The sequence below is a fragment of the Mycobacterium sp. Marseille-P9652 genome, assembly GCF_902652685.1.
GTDB lineage: Bacteria > Actinomycetota > Actinomycetes > Mycobacteriales > Mycobacteriaceae > Mycobacterium.
Genome location: NZ_CACRUY010000007.1, coordinates 42,363 through 60,724 on the forward strand (window position 1 = coordinate 42,363; position 18,362 = coordinate 60,724).

The window sequence follows — 18,362 nt, forward strand, 5'->3', positions numbered from 1 at the left end:
CACGAGGGGTACGGTGCAGCTACGCCGCGCGGCGCGGTCTCCACAACTGGTGATCACCAACATGTTTGGTGTGACAATCGAATAGAAAATGCTCCCCCGAACTACCTGGGTAAGCCAAGGCAAGCGGGGAGAGTTAGCTGGCGGATGGAGCAACCCCGGTCAACGTTGGCCCGAGTCACGGGCTGGGGTTCGTCGTGTCTCCGAGAGGACTGTTTCGTATCAAGCCTGCTATCTCGGACACGGCTAGGCAGCACGAAGCGCGCTGCCAGGATTGGCTTGTCCATCTCCGCAATGGAATTGACAAGACCCAGAGGACTGCCCCACATCGGTGCCCAGGCAGCCGCAAGAGTTCTGGACCAAGCGCGTGCCCCGACCCCTGGGGCGCAGAAATAGCGAGACTCGCCACCGATAACGACGCAAATGATTTCGGACTGGCGAGTCACAACTACAGCGAGCCAGTTCCGCTCGCCACAACGGCAGGGAGAGAGTCGAAGCCATGAGGGGCAACGTCCGTACCGCCGCGAAGCGGCATATGAAAGAGGACCGTCGTCAGGCAGCTAAAGAGAAGGCCGATCTAAGCAGGGCCAAGAACAACAACTGGGGTCCACTAGAACAATCGGCGCGGCAGGCACTCGCCGCTGAGCGTCGCCGCCAGGGGATACCAGACACCCCACTCCCAAGCCAGTGTTGGCGCCGAACAAAAGATTTGGAGAAAGCGACATGACACAGACAGATCGACTACTCGGCGTTCGGGAAGTCGCCGGGCTGCTCGGCGTATCACCTGGCACCGTCTACAGCATGCGGTACAGGGGCACCGGCCCGGCCGGGTGGCGGCGTGGCAAGCGGCTCGTGTTCCGCCGCAGCGACGTAGAGAATTTCCTTATCCGCGAGTGTGAACGGACGCTGAAGGGTGAGGGTGGTTGAGCGCCAAAGGCTTTGGCAGACCCTCCGACGGAGGGTGTCGCGACCAGGGCTTTTAGCGAAAAGCGGTCTCGCGCATCAATATCGTCAAAGTTGGCGGCGGACCCGACCTGCGGTTTTGCAGAAAACCTCCCGACCGGATATGCCCGGGGAGAGAGAGGCAGATATGCTCGAGGTGTCAGGATTTCCGGCGCCTTGGGGTACCCCCCAGGCAACCCAAATGCACTGTGCCGCAGTCGCATAGAGAAGGGGTGAGCTAGAGGCGGGGCGTGGCGCTACAGCGGGCGCACTCGCGTAGGTGATGCGCGACGCACAACCGCTGCCGGTCCGTCCAGGCTCATGGATGCGCCGATGAGGCGCTACGTGCGGATACAAGAGCCGGTGGGCAGTCCCAATGAGCCAGCAGACGGGTAGCCGGTTCGACGAAAGCGAAAGAGCCGTTCGAGGCTCAGTGGGTGTTGTTGAAGGAACTTGGCTTGGCCTGAGAGTCGGAACATGCCCGCCAGGCTGCTGCATCGAGGCGGCGGTCGGGGTTGCGAGGGGATCGCTTCCTGTCTGCCCGCTAGCGTTGCGCATTACAGATCAAGGAGTGCATGTGAGCCTCTTCGAGACGATGGAGCCATACGCCTGGCATGGAAGTTGGGCAGTCTGGGGATCGTGGGATGCCATACCTCCGTTTGACCGGCACGGCAACCTCCGATTCCCAACGCACGAAACCCAGCACCTCAACAGACTGCACGGCCAGGCCGTGATCCTCGGACTCAACCCAGCGGGCGATGGGCAACCCCCGGTGCGCATACCCGGGCGCGAATGGGCCAACTTTCACACGCCGGGCGTACACAACGACCACTTTCTTGCCACAGCGTTTTACGGAACGTGGCTTTGGGGTTGCTACATGACAGACCTCATACCAGAGACACATCAAAGCAAGTCGGCAAAGGTGAATCCCGGCGATAGGGATGTCGAAGCCTTCATGCAGGAAGTGTCCTTGCTTGGGGAACCAGACCAGTTGTTCGTGTGCCTGGGTGACAAGAGCTACAAGGCGCTGTCCAGGTCATTACCTGCGGATTCGCGGGTTGTGAAAGTTCCGCACTACAGCGCCTCCAATGCGCGTGTGCATAAGGGACGGCCAGAGGTGTATCGAGAGTTCTGCCAGCAAGCGTTGGCTGAATACCTCTGATCTGCCGCTCCGGGCCTAATTCCCGCTGCCTCACGCGAGGGACGCCATGATGGCCGTTGCTAGGTGGGAGAGGGTCTGTTGTGGGAGTCTGCTGGGGTGTCCGCTGATCCGGCGGCCACTGCTCCCTCGGGGGTGGTGACGTTTCTGTTCACCGACGTGGAGGGTTCGACCCGTCGGTGGGAAGCCGATGCGGACGGCATGCGGGTGGCACTGGCCGCGCACGACGAAGTGTTGCGCTCAGTGATCGACGCTCACACCGGCTTCCTGTTCAAACACACCGGCGACGGGGTGTGCGCGGCATTTAGTTCGCCGAAGGCAGCGGTCGATGCGGCGGTGGCCGCCCAGAGAGCACTGAAATTGCCGGTACGGATGGGCATCGCGACCGGGGAAGCCGAACTGCGCGACGGGGATTACTTCGGTGCGGTGCTCAACCGAGCGGCGCGGGTTATGGCCGCCGGGCATGGTGGGCAGATTCTTGTGGGCGAGTCAACAGCGGGTCTGCTCAGTGGTGTGGAGCTGGTGGATTTGGGGCCGCGACGGTTGCGAGACCTACCCATCCCGGTCGGAGTGTTTCAGGTCCGAGCGCCGGGCCTGCAGGCAGACTTTCCCCCGTTGCGGGCGCTTGATGCTAGCCCGGGGAATTTGCGGCCTGTGAGCACGAGCTTTATCGGGCGTGAGTCGGAGGTCGCCGAGCTGCAATCGGCGGTGAAGGCTCATCGATTGGTGACGTTGACTGGGGCGGGCGGGGTCGGCAAGACCCGGCTGGCCACCGAGGTCGCGGCACGGGTAGCCGACGACTTTCCCGACGGGGTGTGGTTTTTCGACTTGGCTGCGGTGGCTGATCCGGCGGCGGTGCCCGACGCGGTGGCTGCGGTGTTGGGCATCATCCAGCAGCCGGGCAAGACGGTGACCGAGTCGGTGGCGTCGGCGTTGGAGGGCCGGGTGCGGCTGCTGGTGTTGGATAACTGCGAGCACGTGGTCGACGCGGCGGCCGATCTGGTTGAGGCGATCCTGGCCACTTCGGTGACGGTCAGCATCCTGGCTACCAGCCGCGAAGGTTTGGGGGTCAACGACGAACAGCTCTGGCGGGTCCCGTCCCTCGACGTCAATTCTGGCAGCCAATCGGCTGCGGTGAACCTTTTCCTCGACCGTGCTCGCAGCGTCGTGTCGGACTTCTCGCTGGGCCAGCACGGCGAGGCCGACGCGGTCGTGGAAATCTGCCGCAGACTCGACGGCATCCCGTTAGCGATCGAGTTGGCGGCCTCGCGAATGGCGTCGATGACCGCACGCGAGGTCCGTGATCGTCTCGACCAGCGGTTCCGGCTGCTGGTCGGCTCCCGGCGTGGCCTGTCGCGCCACCACACCCTGCGGCACGCGGTGGCGTGGTCCTATGACCTGCTCGACGACGCGGAAAAGAAGCTGCTGGAGCGGTGTTCGGTGTTCGCGGGTGGATTCGATTTGCACAGCGCCTGCGCCGTTGCTGGATTTGATGGCCACGACGACTTCGCCGTGCTGGATCGGCTGGACGCCTTGGTGCGCAAGTCGTTACTGGTGGCTGACCGGTCTTCGGGGCGGACCCGGTTTTCGATGTTGGAGACGATTCGCGAGTTCGCTGAGGAGCAGCTCGTCTGCTCAGGCGCAGTAAATGAGGTGCGAACCGCGCATGCTCGCTATTTCGCCGGGCGCGAAGCCGACATCCTGGCCCTGTGGGACAGCGCCCGCCAGCGCGAGGCGTATGACTGGTTCTCTGCTGAGTTAGCCAATTTGCGCACCGCGTTTCGATGGGCCACCGATGAAAGTGACCTCGACAGGGCCGTCACCATCGCAACGTTCGCATCGTTTCTGGGTTATCTGGTGGAAAGTTATGAACCGATCACTTGGTCAGAAGAGCTGATCGAACCCGCTCGCGCCGTTGACCATCCCCGGCTGGCAGCTCTGTACACCATGGCGTCGAATTGCTATACGGCAGGACGGGTCGAGGCGGCGATTCGATACAGCGACGACGGAAGCAAAATCGTTCTCGGCAGGAGTTGCGATGTGCTGCCGTACGGCTTCGAAGGCAACATCGGAGGTGCTTACATGTACGTCGGGCATCCCGAACGGTGGGTCGAAATATGTCGTGCCGAGCTGCGTCGCCGCCGCGACGCAGCGGTCGGCATCCGGGCATCTCTGGTTATGGGGCTGGTGTTCGCCGGTTCGGGTGAAGAAGCGAGGGTTGTCGCGGCTGGCCTGATTGAGGCAGCGGAATCAACGGAGAACCCGTGCGTGGTGTCCTTCGCGCTCTCCGCTGACGGCCTCGCGTTCAGCGACACAGACCCTGCCCGCGCACTCGATGCCTTACGACGGAGCCTGGCAATCGCCCAAGACAGCGGCAATCGCTTCATCGAGTCCATGATTGCGTATAACCTGTCTCGCCTAGAGGCCACGCACGGCGACATGGCGTCCGCGTTCGACTGTCTCAGTTTGGCAATCCGGAACATGCACGACTCGGGCGACACCACCACGATGCGCACGCCTCTGGCTCTCCTCGCCACGGTCTTGGACCAGCTCGGACGCTACGAGTCGGCGGCCACAATTGCCGGGTTCGCTCTAAGTCCCCTCACCGAAATGCTGTACCGGGAGGTAAGCGCCGGAGTTGCACACCTCCGCGAAGTCTTCGGCGATCAGACCTACGAATCACTCGCACGCAAAGGCGGGGCGATGACCACCGCAGCGATGGTGACCTACGCCTACGACCAAATCGACCAGGCCCGAACAGAACTCGAACACCCTGGTTGAGTTGCGCTAGCCGCGTGTCCAACGCAAAAGCGCCGCAGCCTCTCAATCAGCAGTTTGTTCGGCCAAGACGCGGTATACCGTCGCCCGACTCACGCCGAGGGCATTGGCAATCGTGCTCGCCGACTCACCATTAGCGTGCATCCGCTGCGCCAGACCGGCCTTCTTCGCGTCAAGCGCCTTGGGTCGTCCGATGTGCTGGCCGCGTGCCCGACGCGCTTCCCGTGCCGCTGTACGGCGCTCACGGCCGAGTTCCAGTTCAAGTTCCGCCAGACTGGCAAGCACCCCGGCCACCATGCGGCCTGTGGCGTTGGACGTATCGATTCCCTCGCGCAACGAGCGGAGAACGATGTTTCGCTCGCCAAGCTCGCGAATAGTCATCATGACCTCGGCGGCATTACGGCCCAACCGATCTATTCCGACCACGACGATTGCGTCACCGGGTCGTGCGTAGTCCATTAAGGCGGCGAGGCCGGGCCGCTGCTCGCGGGTTGACGTTCCAGAAAGCTTGTCTCTGTAAATCCGATCCGGATTCACGCCCGCTGCTGTGAGGGCGTCGAGCTGCTGGTCCAAAGATTGGTGGCCGGTTGAGACGCGGGCGTATCCGATTTGGACGCCCGTGGTCGTGGCAGTCGTTGCGTTCACGATCACCAGTCTGTCTCAGAAGTATCTCAGGCACAAGGTTGTGCGACTCTTAATTTGAGGCAAGTTTTGCGACACACCCATCTGGGCGTTTCTCTCCGGCTGTAGCACTCGCTGCGTACCGTCGGAATCTAAGGTTCTGAGACATACCGACTCGGGGAACCAAGTAGGTTCGTCGTTTGTCTTGTCAACGTTGCCCTTCCTCTGCGAACGAGAGTCGGCTCGCTTCACGTTTAGTCTTCCGGCATGGATCGCATCTGGCAGTGGGCGTGGGATCGGTACGGACCGAGGTACTCGTGGGCGATGTGGGCGATGGCGTCTTCCAGTGCCCTGGCGATCTACCTGTTCGAGTCGTTTGTCGTCGTGGCTTTAGAGCAGTCTCATCGTTACGTCGAGGCAGCCGCCATCACGGTGGTCGTCGTCGCGGTCTTCGGTTACGTGAGTATTCTTCCGGGCCAAGGTGTCGCGCGCCGTGTGGAGCGGTGGGCAGCCGGTTACGAGGTCGATCGGGAAGCGGCACTGGCTGCCACCTACACGTTTGCTCGCAGGTTCTTTGCGCGAACGTTCGCCGCTATGGTCGCGTCTGCCGCTCTGCTAGCGGTTGCAATTGGTGGGATTACCGGAGCGGCGGGGTCGCGGCTGGCTCAGTATGGGGTCTGGGGTGCTTTCGTCGGATTCTCCGCGATGCTGGTTGCTGGGCACAGCTTGGTGGAAGCGATGCTGCGGCCAGCCAGAATCACGATTGCGGGGGGCGCGGGGATCGGCGATGTCTTGCCCCGCTCGCGTCCGACTGTCGCTGCGTGGTCCATGATGGCCCTGCTCTCGACGGCGTTCTCCTACGTCGTCGTAGGTGTGATGCTGGGAGCCATATTCCACCGAGTCGCTCAGGTTCCTGTGCTTGCTGTTGTGATTGGGTGTGCGGTGACACTCGGCTTTGCGGTGCCGATTACCGTCTGCGTCGGATACTCACCGTTGTTGAGGCCCCTACGAGACCTTGCCGAAGGCACTGAGCGTGTCGCGGCGGGCGACTACAGCCAACGCCTGCCGGTGGTTCAGGACGATGACCTCGGCGCGCTGGCCGCGTCTTTCAACCGCATGCAGGCGGGTTTGGCTGAGCGACAACGACTTCACGCCGCGTTCGGCACGTACGTCGACCCCGCCCTCGCCATAAGGCTCCTTGAGCAAGGGGACGATGTATTCACCGGTGAGCGCAGAGAAGTGACGGTGATGTTTGTCGACATCCGCGACTTCACCCCATTCGCGGAGGCCAACACCGCCGAAGACACCGTCGCCCGACTCAACGCGTTGTTCGAGATCGTGGTGCCTGCGGTGGTTGATGCGGGTGGGCATGTCAACAAGTTCCTCGGAGACGGCGCATTAGCCGTGTTCGGCGCACCCAACGACCTAGCAGACCATGCCGAGTCGGCTTTGACTGCCGCCGTGAGGATTCACCGCCTGGTTGCCGAACGCTTCGGTGGAGAGCTTCGGATTGGCATCGGGATCAACACAGGCACCGTGATCGTCGGAACCATCGGCGGCGGCGGCAAGCTGGAGTTCACCCTCATCGGGGATGCCGTCAACGTCGCGGCCCGCGTCGAGCAACTCACCAAGACCACGGGCGACACGGTTCTGCTCACCCAACAGTGTGTTGATGCTCTGCCGTCGCGACCGCCCGGACTTATCGACCGGGGATTGCATGTCCTGAAGGGAAAGTCAGCTTCCGTGCAAGTCTTCGGCCTCGACTAAGACACCAACGTGCGGGTCAACGTCACCCGCTAAGGGGCGGTGAAACAGGCGTCTGCCGCTTCACCATAGCGGTCCCTACTTCCGCTGCAGCTTTCGAGAAATTCACACAACGAAAGTATTGAGACAGACGGGACCCGACGCGGCCAACGGGGTCCGTCGTTCTCTCGCAATCAGCGTGACACTGCGTAGAGCCGGAAGTATCCGCCCGTCGAGGCGCTAAACGTTTAATGTCGCGGGATGGATCGCATTTGGCAGTGGGCGTGGGATCGGTACGGGACGCGCTATTCCTGGGTGTGTTGGCTCGTCGCATTTGCGTCACTGTTGCCGACCTTCCTGCTTTGGTCGTTTGTTGTTGTCGCTTACGAGAAGTCAAGTCACTACGTCGAGGCGGCAGTGGTCACCGGCGTCGCCGTAGTGGTGTTGGCGTTCGTGGTGAATCTTCCCGGTGTGGGACCGATCCGTCTGGTTGAGCGGTGGGCGGCTGGCTGCGCGGTCGATCGTGCGACGGCACTCGGAGCGACATACGCCTGGGCACGCGCAGCGGGGGTTCGAGGGTTGTTGATCACGCCGGTTTGGGCCGTGGTGCTGTTGATGGTTGTCGGCGTGATCGCCGGGGCGAGCGGGTCGCGGCTCGTCCAGTACGGGACTTTGGCCGTGATTGTGGGCATCGCTACATATCTCATCGGTATGCACACCGGTTTGGAGGGAGGAATGCGACCGGCGCGGGCCGCTCTCGCGGGGGACACGGGGATTGGTGACTCTCTGCCGCGCTCCCGTCCGACTTTTGCTGCGTGGCTGAACCTCTCAATCGCTGCTTGTGTGTTTGCGTTCACGACTGGGGGCGCCATGCTGGGGGTCGTGTTGGACCGGGGCGGGGAGCTACCCGTCGTTGCCGTTGTGATCGGGGGCGCGGTGACGCTCGGCTTCGGAGTACCGGTCACCGTGGGTGCGGCTGTCTCGCCGTCGCTTCGGCCCATTCGCGACCTTGCCGAAGCGACTGTGCGGGTGGGGGCCGGTGATTACAGCCAACGCCTTCCGGTGGTTCAGGACGATGATTTGGGTGCGCTGTCGGCGTCGTTCAATCGGATGCAGGCGGGGTTGGCTGAGCGGCAACGACTTCAGGCCGCGTTCGGCACCTACGTTGACCCGGCGTTGGCGGCGCGGCTGCTGGAGCAGGGCGACGATGTGTTCACCGGTGAGCGCCGCGAAGTGACAGTGATGTTCATCGACATCCGCGACTTCACCCCGTTCGCGGAGGCCAACACCGCCGAGGACACCGTCTCCCGCCTCAATGCCTTGTTCGAGATCGTGGTGCCTGCCGTTGTCGACGCCGGTGGGCATGTCAACAAGTTCTTGGGTGACGGGGCGCTGGCCGTTTTCGGCGCACCCAACGACCTAGCCGACCATGCCGACTCGGCTTTGTCTGCTGCCGTGATGATTCACCGCCTTGTTGCCGAGCGGTTCGGTGGGGAGCTTCGGATTGGTATCGGCATCAACACCGGGGTGGTGATCGCCGGAACCATCGGTGGTGGCGGCAAGCTTGAGTTCACCCTCATCGGTGACGCCGTGAACGTGGCAGCTCGCGTCGAGCAACTGACCAAGACCACCGGCGACGCTATCCTGCTCACCCAGCAGTGCGTTGGTGCTCTGGCTTCGCGACCCTCTGGACTGATCGACCGAGGACTCCATGTGTTGAAGGGGAAGGCCGCCGCCGTCCAGGTGTTCGGCATAAATCAAGAGTGAGAGGCGCGGGTCGAACTGACCCGTTGAGGGCATCACTTTGGCTGCGGCTTTCGAGAACCTCACAACGAAACTTTCGGACATCTCCGTACGACCAACGTCACGTCTAATCGGATCGCACCGGGGCGGAGCTGGACCAGCGTTTCGTTTACAGACCAGACGGACCGCGCGAAGGTAAAGTTTCATTTCGTGAAGGCGCGGGACGCCCGGTATGACCTTTAACGCGTCGGAAACGGGATGGTTGCTCGGCGGTCGCAGCGGCCTTCGAGCGTATGGGCCGATGAATTGGCAAGATGTCAACGCTAGCTTCGTCGCGAAGCTTCCCCTTGAGGCGACCGGCTTTCAGTCAGGCGAGGCCGAGTTTGTCTACCGTATCGGCAAGAAACGTGCCTCTGAGCCGACGTTGCTTGTCACTCTGCGCCAGATTTGCATTTATCGACTAGATGTCAATGGCACGCATCGCGATGGAAGCAAACTGCACCAATTTGTAACGCACATTCAGCGGCGGCCCGCCTTCAGCGCTCCGGAGTCCTTCTACCCAAACCCAACCGGCGTTCCCACCGTCCAGGTGGGACAACGTGTCACACCTCAGGTCTATCGTGCGATCCTGGCAGCGTTCGCCGCACCGATCGGGATGGATATTCTTGATGTGCAGTGGAGTGATCCGCCAGCAGGGAGGCAGCCATGAAAGTCATCGACGCGATTGTCAAGGGCTACCGCGAGACTCTGAAGGCAGTGCCGTATGGCGACGGGCACTTGGTCAGCCTCCCAACTACCTTTGCGTCCGGAAATCTAGTGACGGTGCTGGTCACGATTGATGACGGGGTAGTGACAGTTACCGACCGGGGTTTGGCCGCTGACGAACTCTCGGATGCGGGCCTCGACTTCTCGTCTGGCCGTCTCGCGCGGTCGTTCGCGGCTGTACGTGACTCAACAGGGCTTCCGCCGATGTTCGGGGCCGAAGAATGGGAACTCACGGCGGCGGCGGATGCCGCTGACGTAGCGGTCGCCATCCAGGCCGTCGCGGACGCTGCGATCCGTGCGGAGGGTTTGCGGGCCTTGGCCGGGTCAAGGAGGTCCGCCACTTTCGCCGACCGCGCGATAGATCGCGTAGCCGCTAGGACACCCGTGGTCCCCCGCGCCAGGATGCCCGGGAAGTATGGGCCGGGCCGCCTCGTCACGCTCTCTTACGCGGGTCGCGATAGTGAGAACTACTACCTCCAGGCTTTGGCAGGACGGGACAGCGACACCAGGATTCGTTCGTACGACCACGCCTCCGGCTTGTTCCTAGGAGCAACGCCGAGTCTTAATCACCGCGTGGCGCTCTTACAAAAGGGCGACTGGGAACCGTGGCAGGTGCATAACCTCACAGAGGTCTGCAAAGTAATCGATGAAACCGAAGCTGATCAGTTCATCGCAGAAACAGCGGCATAGCCCCTTCAGATCATTCTCTGCGTCTACCCAGACACATCCGAAGGGGACCGCTTCTCCGTTGGCCCGGACATCAGCCGCCGAGTTGAGGACAGTAGGCGCTGACGGCAGCGTCGATCATCGCGGTGGCCGCGCCAAGCGTCCCGTTAGGGGTGTTTCGTAGCGTCGCCGAGATCGCGTCGTCCCTGGTTTCGTCGCCGTTTTGAAGGTGCATGCATACCTCGCGACCGCTAGAAGTCATAGCCCCTGGGTCGCGGATGATGAGGTTGGGAATCTGAGACAGCAGGCCGAGAAAGTATTCGTCGGCAGCTTGCGGTGCGGCCGCGCTTGCGACTGCTGAGGACGCATCGCCGCACGGACACCACTTTTCGACACCGCCGTGATGCGAACATGTGCCGTTTCGGGTGACGCTGTGTGAGTACAGGCCGTCTCTACACTCGGCGGAGGCACCAACTGGGTTGTCGTCGACACCTTCGACACATTCCCCAGTCCGCTTGCTTCTGTAGTCGCATGGCGACTCGGGGAACGGCATCCGCACCGTTGGGACGCGGTCAAGCGACCCCGGGTAGGCACCTGAATAAGCCGATGGCACAGAAGCGAACGTGGCCATGACGACAGCTACGCACAGCAAGCCACGACAAATGAACATGCCGACCCCTACGTGATACGCCTGCTTTTGATGACGTTGCCCGAGCGTATGCGTCCAAAGAGTTGATCACATCAGTTCTGTAAAAATTCCATCGCATGCGCTTCTATATCCCCTAAATTGACCTCAGGGGAGCGCTTTAACGGCTACGCAGGGCGGTGCTTTCCCTTCAGATGGCCGTTACTAATAACCGTTGAGCATTGATAGAAGCGCACTGCTTAGCAGCTAGTACGCCTGGATTGTCCATCAGCAACTCACGCCAGCCATATCGCCTAGTCGTCGTCGTTCGGGACAAGGAGGACATAGGCGTTTGACCTTGCGGCCTGGGCACGGTCTGCCCCCAACGAATACAGTTGAGCGCCTACTCAACTCGTGAATGATTGGCTACCGTTCGGCGCATGACCCCTCAGCAGAACGTCACCGCCACACAACTCGCCCAGGAGCCGGAATGGTTACCCATCAAGGCGTCCAAGCTCAGCGCTGAGACGCTGGCCCATATCGACAGACTCGTGGACGAGTCGCCGCTCCTCGCCGCCGAGGACGTAGCCGCGCTCTCGACCATTCTCGGTCGCCAACCCCTGCTTCCGTAACCACACAAAACACCCGCGCCCAACACGACGAGGCACGGGGGTTTTGGCTGGTTCACACCTACGATGTGGGTGTGGATACGCCGAAAACCCCAGGTCAAATCGCCGTTGGCTGGGCCTTCTCGAAAGTCCCAGTGGTCGGCGATCTGGCGAAGGACCTTTACCACAATCTCAATGAGTGGCGGAGGTACCGGGCTGAGCAAACTGGGCAACAGATAGCCGAAATCGTTGGCGTCGAGGAGCTGTATCGACTCGCCCGCGAAAACGAGGACTTGGCTGCGCTGCTGGTTCAGGTTCTAGACGCAGTGGAGCGCTCGGGCTTCGAGGCCAAACGGCGGCTGTTGGTGTTGGCTGCTGCAAATGCCTTCAAGAACAGCGAAGAGGTAGATGTTGCGATACTCATCGCCACTGCACTGAGCCAGTTGGACACAGTGCACATCCGGGCACTGGCTCGTCTGGTAGCGCTTTCGGATTCGCGAGGCCCTCGGCCGGAGAAATATGACAGCAATGGGGACGCAGCGCGCGACTACGACGGCCCAATGAAGCAGGCGGGAGCCGACCTGCCGGTTCCCGTTCTAGTTACGTTGGTCAACACTGGTGTTGTCTTACAGTATGGAATGACCTTCGGCCCGGGGAGCTTCCTTCACGACGTGAGCGACTTTGGTCGCCAAATTCTGCGAGAGCTTCAGAGGGCGGACCCGGACGACGAAACCATCCGCTGGGTTCCGCCGGATTAGGAAGCCTGGCCACAATGGCAGACCCCCCGGCACAATTGGGCACCGGGGGGTCTGGGTTGTAGTGCACGGGCTGGGGGGTTAGCCCAGTCCAAGATAACTAGGACGACAGCGCGTCCACCTGACCTTGTAGTCCCTTATAAGCGGACAGCGCATGTCCATCGGTATCTATCAATTTCGCGGACCACCTCCTTCCCTGTGTACGGCCGACCGTACCGATAATTCGGGCCGCCGACAACAGGATTCAGCGCTCAGCGATCACCGGCTATCGCGGAGTCGACCAGTTTCGCGAACTCGGCGCCCATGGGCGGCGGCGGCAGTCGCCGGCCGTCGAGCGTGTGCACCCGAGCGGCCAGGGTCATGCTCGACACCAGCCAAACCCCTTGCGCGGCAAACAGGTCCGGCACCCGCAGCGCGCGGTAGTCGCAGTCGTAGCCTTTGGCCCGGGCGACCTCGAACAGCGCCTGCTGGGTGGTTCCGCGCAGGATCGGATACCACGGCGGCGGTGTCAGCAGGCAGGGCGCGCCGGTCTCGGATTCCACCGCGATGACGACCGTGGACCGCGGGCCTTCCAGGACGTAGCCGTCGGAGCTGACGAAGACGACGTCGCCGGCCCCCTGCCGCGCGGCGTGCCGCAGCGCGGCCATGTTGACCGCGTAGGAGAGCGTCTTTGCGCCGGCGAGGAGCCACGGCATCGCGTCGGCGCCGGTCGCGGGCAGGCCGCGGTCCAGCGTGATCGCCGCGAGCCCGTCACGCCGCACCGCCGTCACCCGCTCGGGGACGGCGGTGACCATCACGTACGCCGTCGGCGCCGAACCGCCCTCGCGGCCGCGGCTGTAGATCAGCCGCATCGCGCCCTCGTCGGCGGTTTGCGCGGCCCACTGCCGGGTGGCGATGCCGATCGCCCCCCGCCAGCTCGCCAGGTCGGGCGCGGGCAGGTCCATCAGCCGGGCCGACTGGGTCAACCGCTGCAGGTGCGACTCCAGAAGGCAGGCCGCGCCGTCGCGCACGAGCAGGGTCTCGAAAATGCCGTCGCCCCGCACGGCGGCGAGGTCGTCGGCGTGCAGCAGCGGCGCGTCCGGCGCGTGCAGCTCGCCGTCGAGCGTGACGATCACCCCCGTGGCCATGGAGCAGAAGCCTAGTACCCGCGTGTCTCGGCTCGCCGCCACGAGCGTGACGCTGGCGGCACACTCGGCGGCGAGCGTCACGCTGGCGTCACAGTCGGCGGACTCGAGCTGCTGATCCGTAGAGTTGACGTGTGAACCCCGCAGTACCCGCACCCGATCCCGGCCCCGACGCCGGGGCGGTCTGGCATTACGGTGATCCGCTCGGTGAGCAGCGCGCCGCCCAGAATGACGCTGTCGTGGTCGATCGCTCGCACCGCGCGGTGCTCACCCTGACCGGCGGCGACCGGCAGACGTGGCTGCACAGCCTCACGACCCAGCACGTCAGCGATCTGCCCGAGGGCGCCAGCACACAGAACCTCAGCCTCGACGGCCAGGGCCGCGTCGAAGACCACTGGATTCAGACCGAGCTCGGGGGCACCACCTACCTCGACACCGAGCCCTGGCGGGGCTCGCCGCTGCTCGAGTACCTGCGCAAGATGGTCTTCTGGTCCGACGTGGCGCCGGCCGCCGCCGACATGGCGGTGCTCTCGCTGCTGGGGCCACGGCTCGCCGACCGCGCGGTGCTCGACGCGCTCGGCCTCGACAGCCTGCCCGCTGAACAGGTCGCGGTGCCCCTGGCGGGCGGCGGCTTCGCCCGCCGAATGCCGAGCACGCCCGGCGGGCCGGTCGAAGTGGACCTGGTCGTCCCGCGCGCCGAGTCGCCCGGCTGGCAACGCCGCTTGGAGCAGGCGGGCCTGCGGCCGGCCGGGGTGTGGGCTTACGAAGCGCACCGGGTGGCGGCCCTGCGCCCGCGGTTGGGCGTCGACACCGACGAACGCACCATCCCGCACGAGGTGGGCTGGATCGGCGGGCCGGGCGAGGGCGCGGTGCATCTCGACAAGGGCTGCTATCGGGGGCAGGAGACCGTCGCGCGGGTGCACAATCTCGGCAGGCCGCCCCGGATGCTGGTGCTGTTGCACCTCGACGGGTCGGTGGACCGGCCGTCGACGGGCGATGCGGTGCTCGCCGGGGGCCGGGCCGTCGGCCGCCTCGGCACGGTGGTCGAGCACGTCGATCTCGGGCCGGTCTCGCTGGCGTTGGTCAAGCGGGGACTGCCCGCCGACACCGAATTGGTGACCGGTCCGGAGGGGTCGGTGGCCGCCGTCATCGACCCGGATTCGCTGCCGTCGACCGAACACGTCGGCGCCGGACGGCTGGCCGTTGAACGCTTGCGGGGCGGTGCGTGATAATCGTCGATGACGTCCGCCACAGCGGGCAGGGGGCTCCGACAGTCCTCCGTGAGGCACGGTAAACTGTCGGCAGGACAATAACGAAACCAGGAGATCGGAGCCGCCTACTCGTTAGGCCGCTCCGTTATTGCGCGAGGGGGTTCCCCCATGGGCCGCGGCCGGGCTAAGGCAAAGCAGACCAAGGTTGCAAGAGAACTCAAATACAGTTCTCCGCAGACCGACTTTCAGCGGCTTCAGCAGGAGCTGTCCGGAACGAGCGCCGACGAACCCGGCGCGGTGGACAGCGACCTCTTGGACGACTCCCTTGAAGAAGACGACTGGCGCCGTTAGCGCTTTCCCAGCGGGGGCGTCAGTGGTGACGTTCCCGGCCCCCTAGAACCTCGGGTGCTGCCCGACCAGGTTTACTCTCGGACTTCCTTTTCCGCCTTTGCCGACTGTGCCGAGCACCCAGCAATCCAGGTGCCGGGCGGTCAGTATGGCCAGGGCCCGGTCGGTGTCCTCGGGCGCCACGACGGCCACCATGCCGACGCCCATGTTGAACGTCTTCTCCATCTCCTCGCGGGACACCCGGCCGCGCTGGGCGATCATGGCGAACACGGGTGCGGGCGTCCAGGTTCCGCGGTCGATTTCGGCGACCAGCCCGTGCGGGACGACCCGCTGCAGGTTGCCAGCAAGACCGCCTCCGGTGACGTGGCAGAACGTGCGCACGTGGGTTTCGGCGGCCAGCGCCAGGCAGTCCTTGGCGTAGATCCGCGTCGGTTCCAGAAGTTCCTCGCCGAGGGTGCGGCCGAATTCTTCGACGTAGCCCGCCAGGTTCATCCGGTCGATCTCGAGCAGCACCGCGCGGGCCAGCGAGTAGCCGTTGGAATGCAGGCCCGACGAGCCCATCGCAATGATCACGTCGCCGGGTTTGACGCGGTCGGGTCCCAGCACGTCGTCGGCCTCGACCACGCCGACGCCGGTGGCCGAGATGTCGTAGTGGTCCGGTTCCATCAGGCCGGGGTGCTCGGCGGTCTCGCCGCCCAGCAGCGCGCAGCCGGCGCGCACGCATCCCTCGGCGATGCCCGCGACGATGGCGCTCAGCCGTTCCGGCACGGTGCGGCCGACGGCGATGTAGTCCTGCAGGAACAGCGGCTCGGCGCCGCACACCACGAGGTCGTCGACCACCATGGCGACCAGGTCCAGGCCGACGGTGTCGTGTTTGTCCATCGCCTGCGCCACCGCCAGCTTGGTGCCGACGCCGTCGGTGGACGCCGCCAGCACCGGCTCCCGGTAACCGCCCCGCAGGGCGAACAGACCGGCGAACCCGCCCAGCCCGCCGCGAACCTCGGGTCTGGTGGCCTTCGTGGCCAACGGCCGGAACAGTTCGACGGCGCGGTCACCGGCTTCGATGTCCACCCCGGCCGACGCGTAGGTGATGCCCTGGCTGCCCGGTTCGCGTCCGGGGCTTTTTCCGGGATCCGTCATCGCGATAAAGGCTACCGGGCGCCGCTTGAGGCCGGTATCACCCGTCTGTGAAGTAATTTCACTTCAACACGGTCAGTGAACGACCGGCACCTCGTCCGGCGCCAGGTCGTCGAGCCCTGCCCCGCGCGCGGCGTTGGCGAGCATGTGCTCGATGACGTTCTTGCCCAGCGCACTCTCGCTTGGCAGTTCGATCGGGTACTTGCCGTCGAAGCAGGCGGTGCACAGCCGAGACGCCGGCTGCTCGGAGGCCGCCACCAGTCCCCGCAGCGAGATGTACCCGAGCGTGTCGGCGCCGATGGCGTGCCGGACCGCCTCGAGCATTTCCTCTTTGTCCTGCACGGCGTTGGCGATCAACTCGGCCGGGGACGGGAAGTCGATGCCGTAAAAGCAGGGCCACTTCACGGGCGGAGAGGCGATGCGCACGTGCACCTCGACCGCGCCGGCCTCGCGCAGCATCCGCAACAGGGCGCGCTGGGTGTTGCCCCGCACGATCGAGTCGTCGACGACGATCAGCCGCTTCCCGCGGATCACCTCTTTGAGCGGATTCAGCTTGAGCCGGATGCCCAGCTGCCGGATGGTCTGCGACGGCTGGATGAACGTGCGCCCGACGTAGGCGTTCTTCATCAGGCCCTGCCCGTACGGGATTCCGGACTCCTGCGCGTAGCCGACCGCGGCGGGGGTGCCCGATTCCGGGACGCCGATCACCAGGTCGGCCTCGACGGGGCATTCGCGGGCCAGCCGGCGACCGATCTCGACCCGGGTGCCGTGCACCGACCGGCCGGCGATCGTGCTGTCGGGCCGCGCGAGGTAGACGTACTCGAAGACGCAGCCCTTCGGGGTGGGGTTGGCGAAGCGGGTGGAGCGCACGCCGTCGGCGTCGATCGCCAACAGTTCGCCGGGCTCGATGTCGCGGACGAACGAGGCGCCGACGATGTCGAGGGCGGCGGTCTCGGAGGCGACGACCCAGCCACGGTCCAGCCGGCCCAGCGACAGCGGCCGCACGCCGTGCGGGTCGCGGCACGCATACAGGGTGTTCTCGTCCATGAAGGTGAGGCAGAACGCGCCGCGCACGGTCGGCAACAGTTCCAGCGCCGCCTGCTCGAGCGTGGAATCGGCGGCCCCGTGGGCCAGCAGCGCACCGAGGATGTCGGAGTCCGTCGTAGCGGGGGCGGGCGCGCGCTTGGCGATCAATCCCTCGTCCCGGGCGCGGGCGGCAAGCTCCGCGGTGTTGACCAGATTGCCGTTGTGCCCCAGGGCCACTCCGGTGCCCGCCGCGGTGTTGCGGAACACCGGCTGGGCGTTCTCCCACGTGGTGTCGCCCGTCGTGGAGTAGCGGCAGTGCCCGATCGCGACGTGGCCCTGCATCGCCGCGAGGGTCTGCTCGTCGAACACCTGACTGACCAGGCCGAGATCTTTGAACACGAGCACCTGCGAGCCGTCGGCGACGGCGATGCCGGCCGCCTCCTGCCCCCGGTGCTGCAGCGCGTACAAGCCGTAATAGGTGAGCTTCGCGACGTCCTCGCCCGGGGCCCAGACCCCGAAGACGCCGCACTCTTCACGGGGTGAGTTCAGGTCCTGCTCGGGTGCTTCTGGTCCTGAGACGGTCACGGTTCGGCGGCTCCCTGGCGAACGATTGGTGACGTACCGGAGTCTACGGGCACGGCGACCGCAGTACCCAATTCACAGCGCGTGTTGCGGGCCGAAAATTCCGGGTCGATACCCTAAACCTGCAGTTCACGGTTATGTTCAGCTGATATCGAACAAGGGCAGCCAGTGTTCAATCTCACCGGCGCGCGACCCGGACAGGCTCAGCGCACCGTCGCTCTTCGCCTCCGCAATCGACGACAGCCCGGTGACCAGTCGCAGCCACGTCCGGGGGTCGGCCTCGACGACGTTGGGCGGCGTGCCGCGGGTGTGCCTGGGCCCGGCGATGCACTGCACCGCGGCGAACGGCGGAATGCGGACCTCGACGCTGGAACCGGGCGCCATCGCGGCCAGCGTGCGCGCCGTGAGCCGGACGGCGGCCGCCAGGGTCCCGCGGTCGGGCGCCGGCCGGGATCCGTCGCGCAGCCATTCGGCCACGGCCAGGACGGCCTGCCGGGTCTTCGCCGGATCGGCTCTGTCGCGGGCGGCCATA

General features: G+C 64.5%; 17 protein-coding genes. 11 read left to right on the plus strand and 6 right to left on the minus strand.

Annotation, left to right across the window (positions count from 1 at the left end; genetic code table 11):
* The first annotated feature begins 720 nt into the window (after positions 1–720).
* From GPY60_RS27685 to GPY60_RS06220, 3 genes are all read left to right on the plus strand, one after another.
* Entirely contained in the window at positions 721–924 is a 204-nt protein-coding gene (locus GPY60_RS27685; RefSeq protein WP_156686767.1) for a helix-turn-helix transcriptional regulator, read from the plus strand.
* A 592-nt stretch (positions 925–1,516) separates the two neighbouring features.
* Positions 1,517–2,101: a hypothetical protein gene (locus GPY60_RS06215; RefSeq protein ID WP_156686768.1), complete on the plus strand. Its 585-nt coding sequence runs from the start codon at positions 1,517–1,519 to the stop codon at positions 2,099–2,101.
* 96 nt (positions 2,102–2,197) lie between these two features.
* Positions 2,198–4,879: an adenylate/guanylate cyclase domain-containing protein gene (locus tag GPY60_RS06220; protein WP_231639383.1), complete on the plus strand. Its 2,682-nt coding sequence runs from the start codon at positions 2,198–2,200 to the stop codon at positions 4,877–4,879.
* A 42-nt stretch (positions 4,880–4,921) separates the two neighbouring features.
* On the opposite strand, the gene GPY60_RS06225 is transcribed toward GPY60_RS06220, so the two are convergent.
* Positions 4,922–5,521: a recombinase family protein gene (locus GPY60_RS06225; protein WP_156686769.1), complete on the minus strand. Its 600-nt coding sequence runs from the start codon at positions 5,519–5,521 to the stop codon at positions 4,922–4,924.
* Positions 5,522–5,764: 243 nt separating this feature from the next.
* Between GPY60_RS06225 and GPY60_RS06230 the strand changes: the two genes are divergently transcribed.
* From GPY60_RS06230 to GPY60_RS06245, 4 genes are all read left to right on the plus strand, one after another.
* Entirely contained in the window at positions 5,765–7,264 is a 1,500-nt protein-coding gene (locus GPY60_RS06230; RefSeq protein WP_156686770.1) for an adenylate/guanylate cyclase domain-containing protein, read from the plus strand.
* Positions 7,265–7,501: 237 nt separating this feature from the next.
* On the plus strand, positions 7,502–9,007 hold the full coding sequence (locus GPY60_RS06235; RefSeq protein WP_156686771.1) for an adenylate/guanylate cyclase domain-containing protein: 1,506 nt from the start codon (positions 7,502–7,504) through the stop codon (positions 9,005–9,007).
* 208 nt (positions 9,008–9,215) lie between these two features.
* The gene (locus GPY60_RS06240) at positions 9,216–9,692 is read left to right on the plus strand and encodes a hypothetical protein (protein WP_156686772.1); all 477 of its coding nucleotides are present in this window, start codon (positions 9,216–9,218) and stop codon (positions 9,690–9,692) included.
* A complete protein-coding gene (locus GPY60_RS06245) occupies positions 9,689–10,438 on the plus strand; it encodes a hypothetical protein (protein ID WP_156686773.1) in 750 nt (249 codons plus the stop codon). The genes GPY60_RS06240 and GPY60_RS06245 overlap by 4 nt, the downstream gene beginning before the upstream one ends.
* 70 nt (positions 10,439–10,508) lie before the next feature.
* Here GPY60_RS06245 and GPY60_RS27415 read toward each other — a convergent pair whose 3' ends face one another.
* Positions 10,509–11,084, minus strand: coding sequence for a DUF3761 domain-containing protein (locus GPY60_RS27415; RefSeq protein ID WP_156686774.1), 576 nt, complete (start codon positions 11,082–11,084; stop codon positions 10,509–10,511).
* 395 nt (positions 11,085–11,479) lie between these two features.
* Here GPY60_RS27415 and GPY60_RS06255 point away from each other — a divergent pair, with 395 nt between their 5' ends.
* Positions 11,480–11,671, plus strand: a complete 192-nt coding sequence (locus GPY60_RS06255) for a hypothetical protein (RefSeq protein WP_156686775.1) — start codon at positions 11,480–11,482, stop codon at positions 11,669–11,671.
* Between the two features lie 71 nt (positions 11,672–11,742).
* Positions 11,743–12,405 carry a hypothetical protein gene (locus tag GPY60_RS06260; RefSeq protein WP_156686776.1) on the plus strand — a complete coding sequence of 221 codons (663 nt, stop codon included), beginning with the start codon at positions 11,743–11,745 and terminating at the stop codon, positions 12,403–12,405.
* Between the two features lie 248 nt (positions 12,406–12,653).
* Here the strand turns inward: GPY60_RS06260 and GPY60_RS06265 are convergent, their stop codons facing one another.
* The gene (locus tag GPY60_RS06265; RefSeq protein ID WP_156686859.1) at positions 12,654–13,517 is read right to left on the minus strand and encodes an aminodeoxychorismate lyase; all 864 of its coding nucleotides are present in this window, start codon (positions 13,515–13,517) and stop codon (positions 12,654–12,656) included.
* A gap of 143 nt (positions 13,518–13,660) precedes the next feature.
* On the opposite strand from GPY60_RS06265, the gene ygfZ reads away from it, so the two are divergent.
* Both ygfZ and GPY60_RS06275 read left to right on the plus strand, forming a co-directional pair.
* On the plus strand, positions 13,661–14,755 hold the full coding sequence (gene ygfZ / locus GPY60_RS06270) for a CAF17-like 4Fe-4S cluster assembly/insertion protein YgfZ (protein ID WP_156686777.1): 1,095 nt from the start codon (positions 13,661–13,663) through the stop codon (positions 14,753–14,755).
* Positions 14,756–14,905: 150 nt separating this feature from the next.
* A complete protein-coding gene (locus GPY60_RS06275; RefSeq protein ID WP_156686778.1) occupies positions 14,906–15,088 on the plus strand; it encodes a DUF3073 domain-containing protein in 183 nt (60 codons plus the stop codon).
* Between the two features lie 42 nt (positions 15,089–15,130).
* Here GPY60_RS06275 and purM read toward each other — a convergent pair whose 3' ends face one another.
* The 3 genes from purM to GPY60_RS06290 all read right to left on the minus strand — a co-directional run bounded on the left by purM (position 15,131) and on the right by GPY60_RS06290 (position 18,361).
* Entirely contained in the window at positions 15,131–16,225 is a 1,095-nt protein-coding gene (gene purM / locus GPY60_RS06280; protein ID WP_156686779.1) for a phosphoribosylformylglycinamidine cyclo-ligase, read from the minus strand.
* Between the two features lie 72 nt (positions 16,226–16,297).
* A complete protein-coding gene (gene purF / locus GPY60_RS06285) occupies positions 16,298–17,833 on the minus strand; it encodes an amidophosphoribosyltransferase (protein WP_156686780.1) in 1,536 nt (511 codons plus the stop codon).
* A gap of 138 nt (positions 17,834–17,971) precedes the next feature.
* Complete coding sequence (locus GPY60_RS06290; RefSeq protein WP_156686781.1) at positions 17,972–18,361, minus strand: sterol carrier family protein; 390 nt, start codon at positions 18,359–18,361, stop codon at positions 17,972–17,974.
* Position 18,362 lies beyond the last annotated feature (1 nt).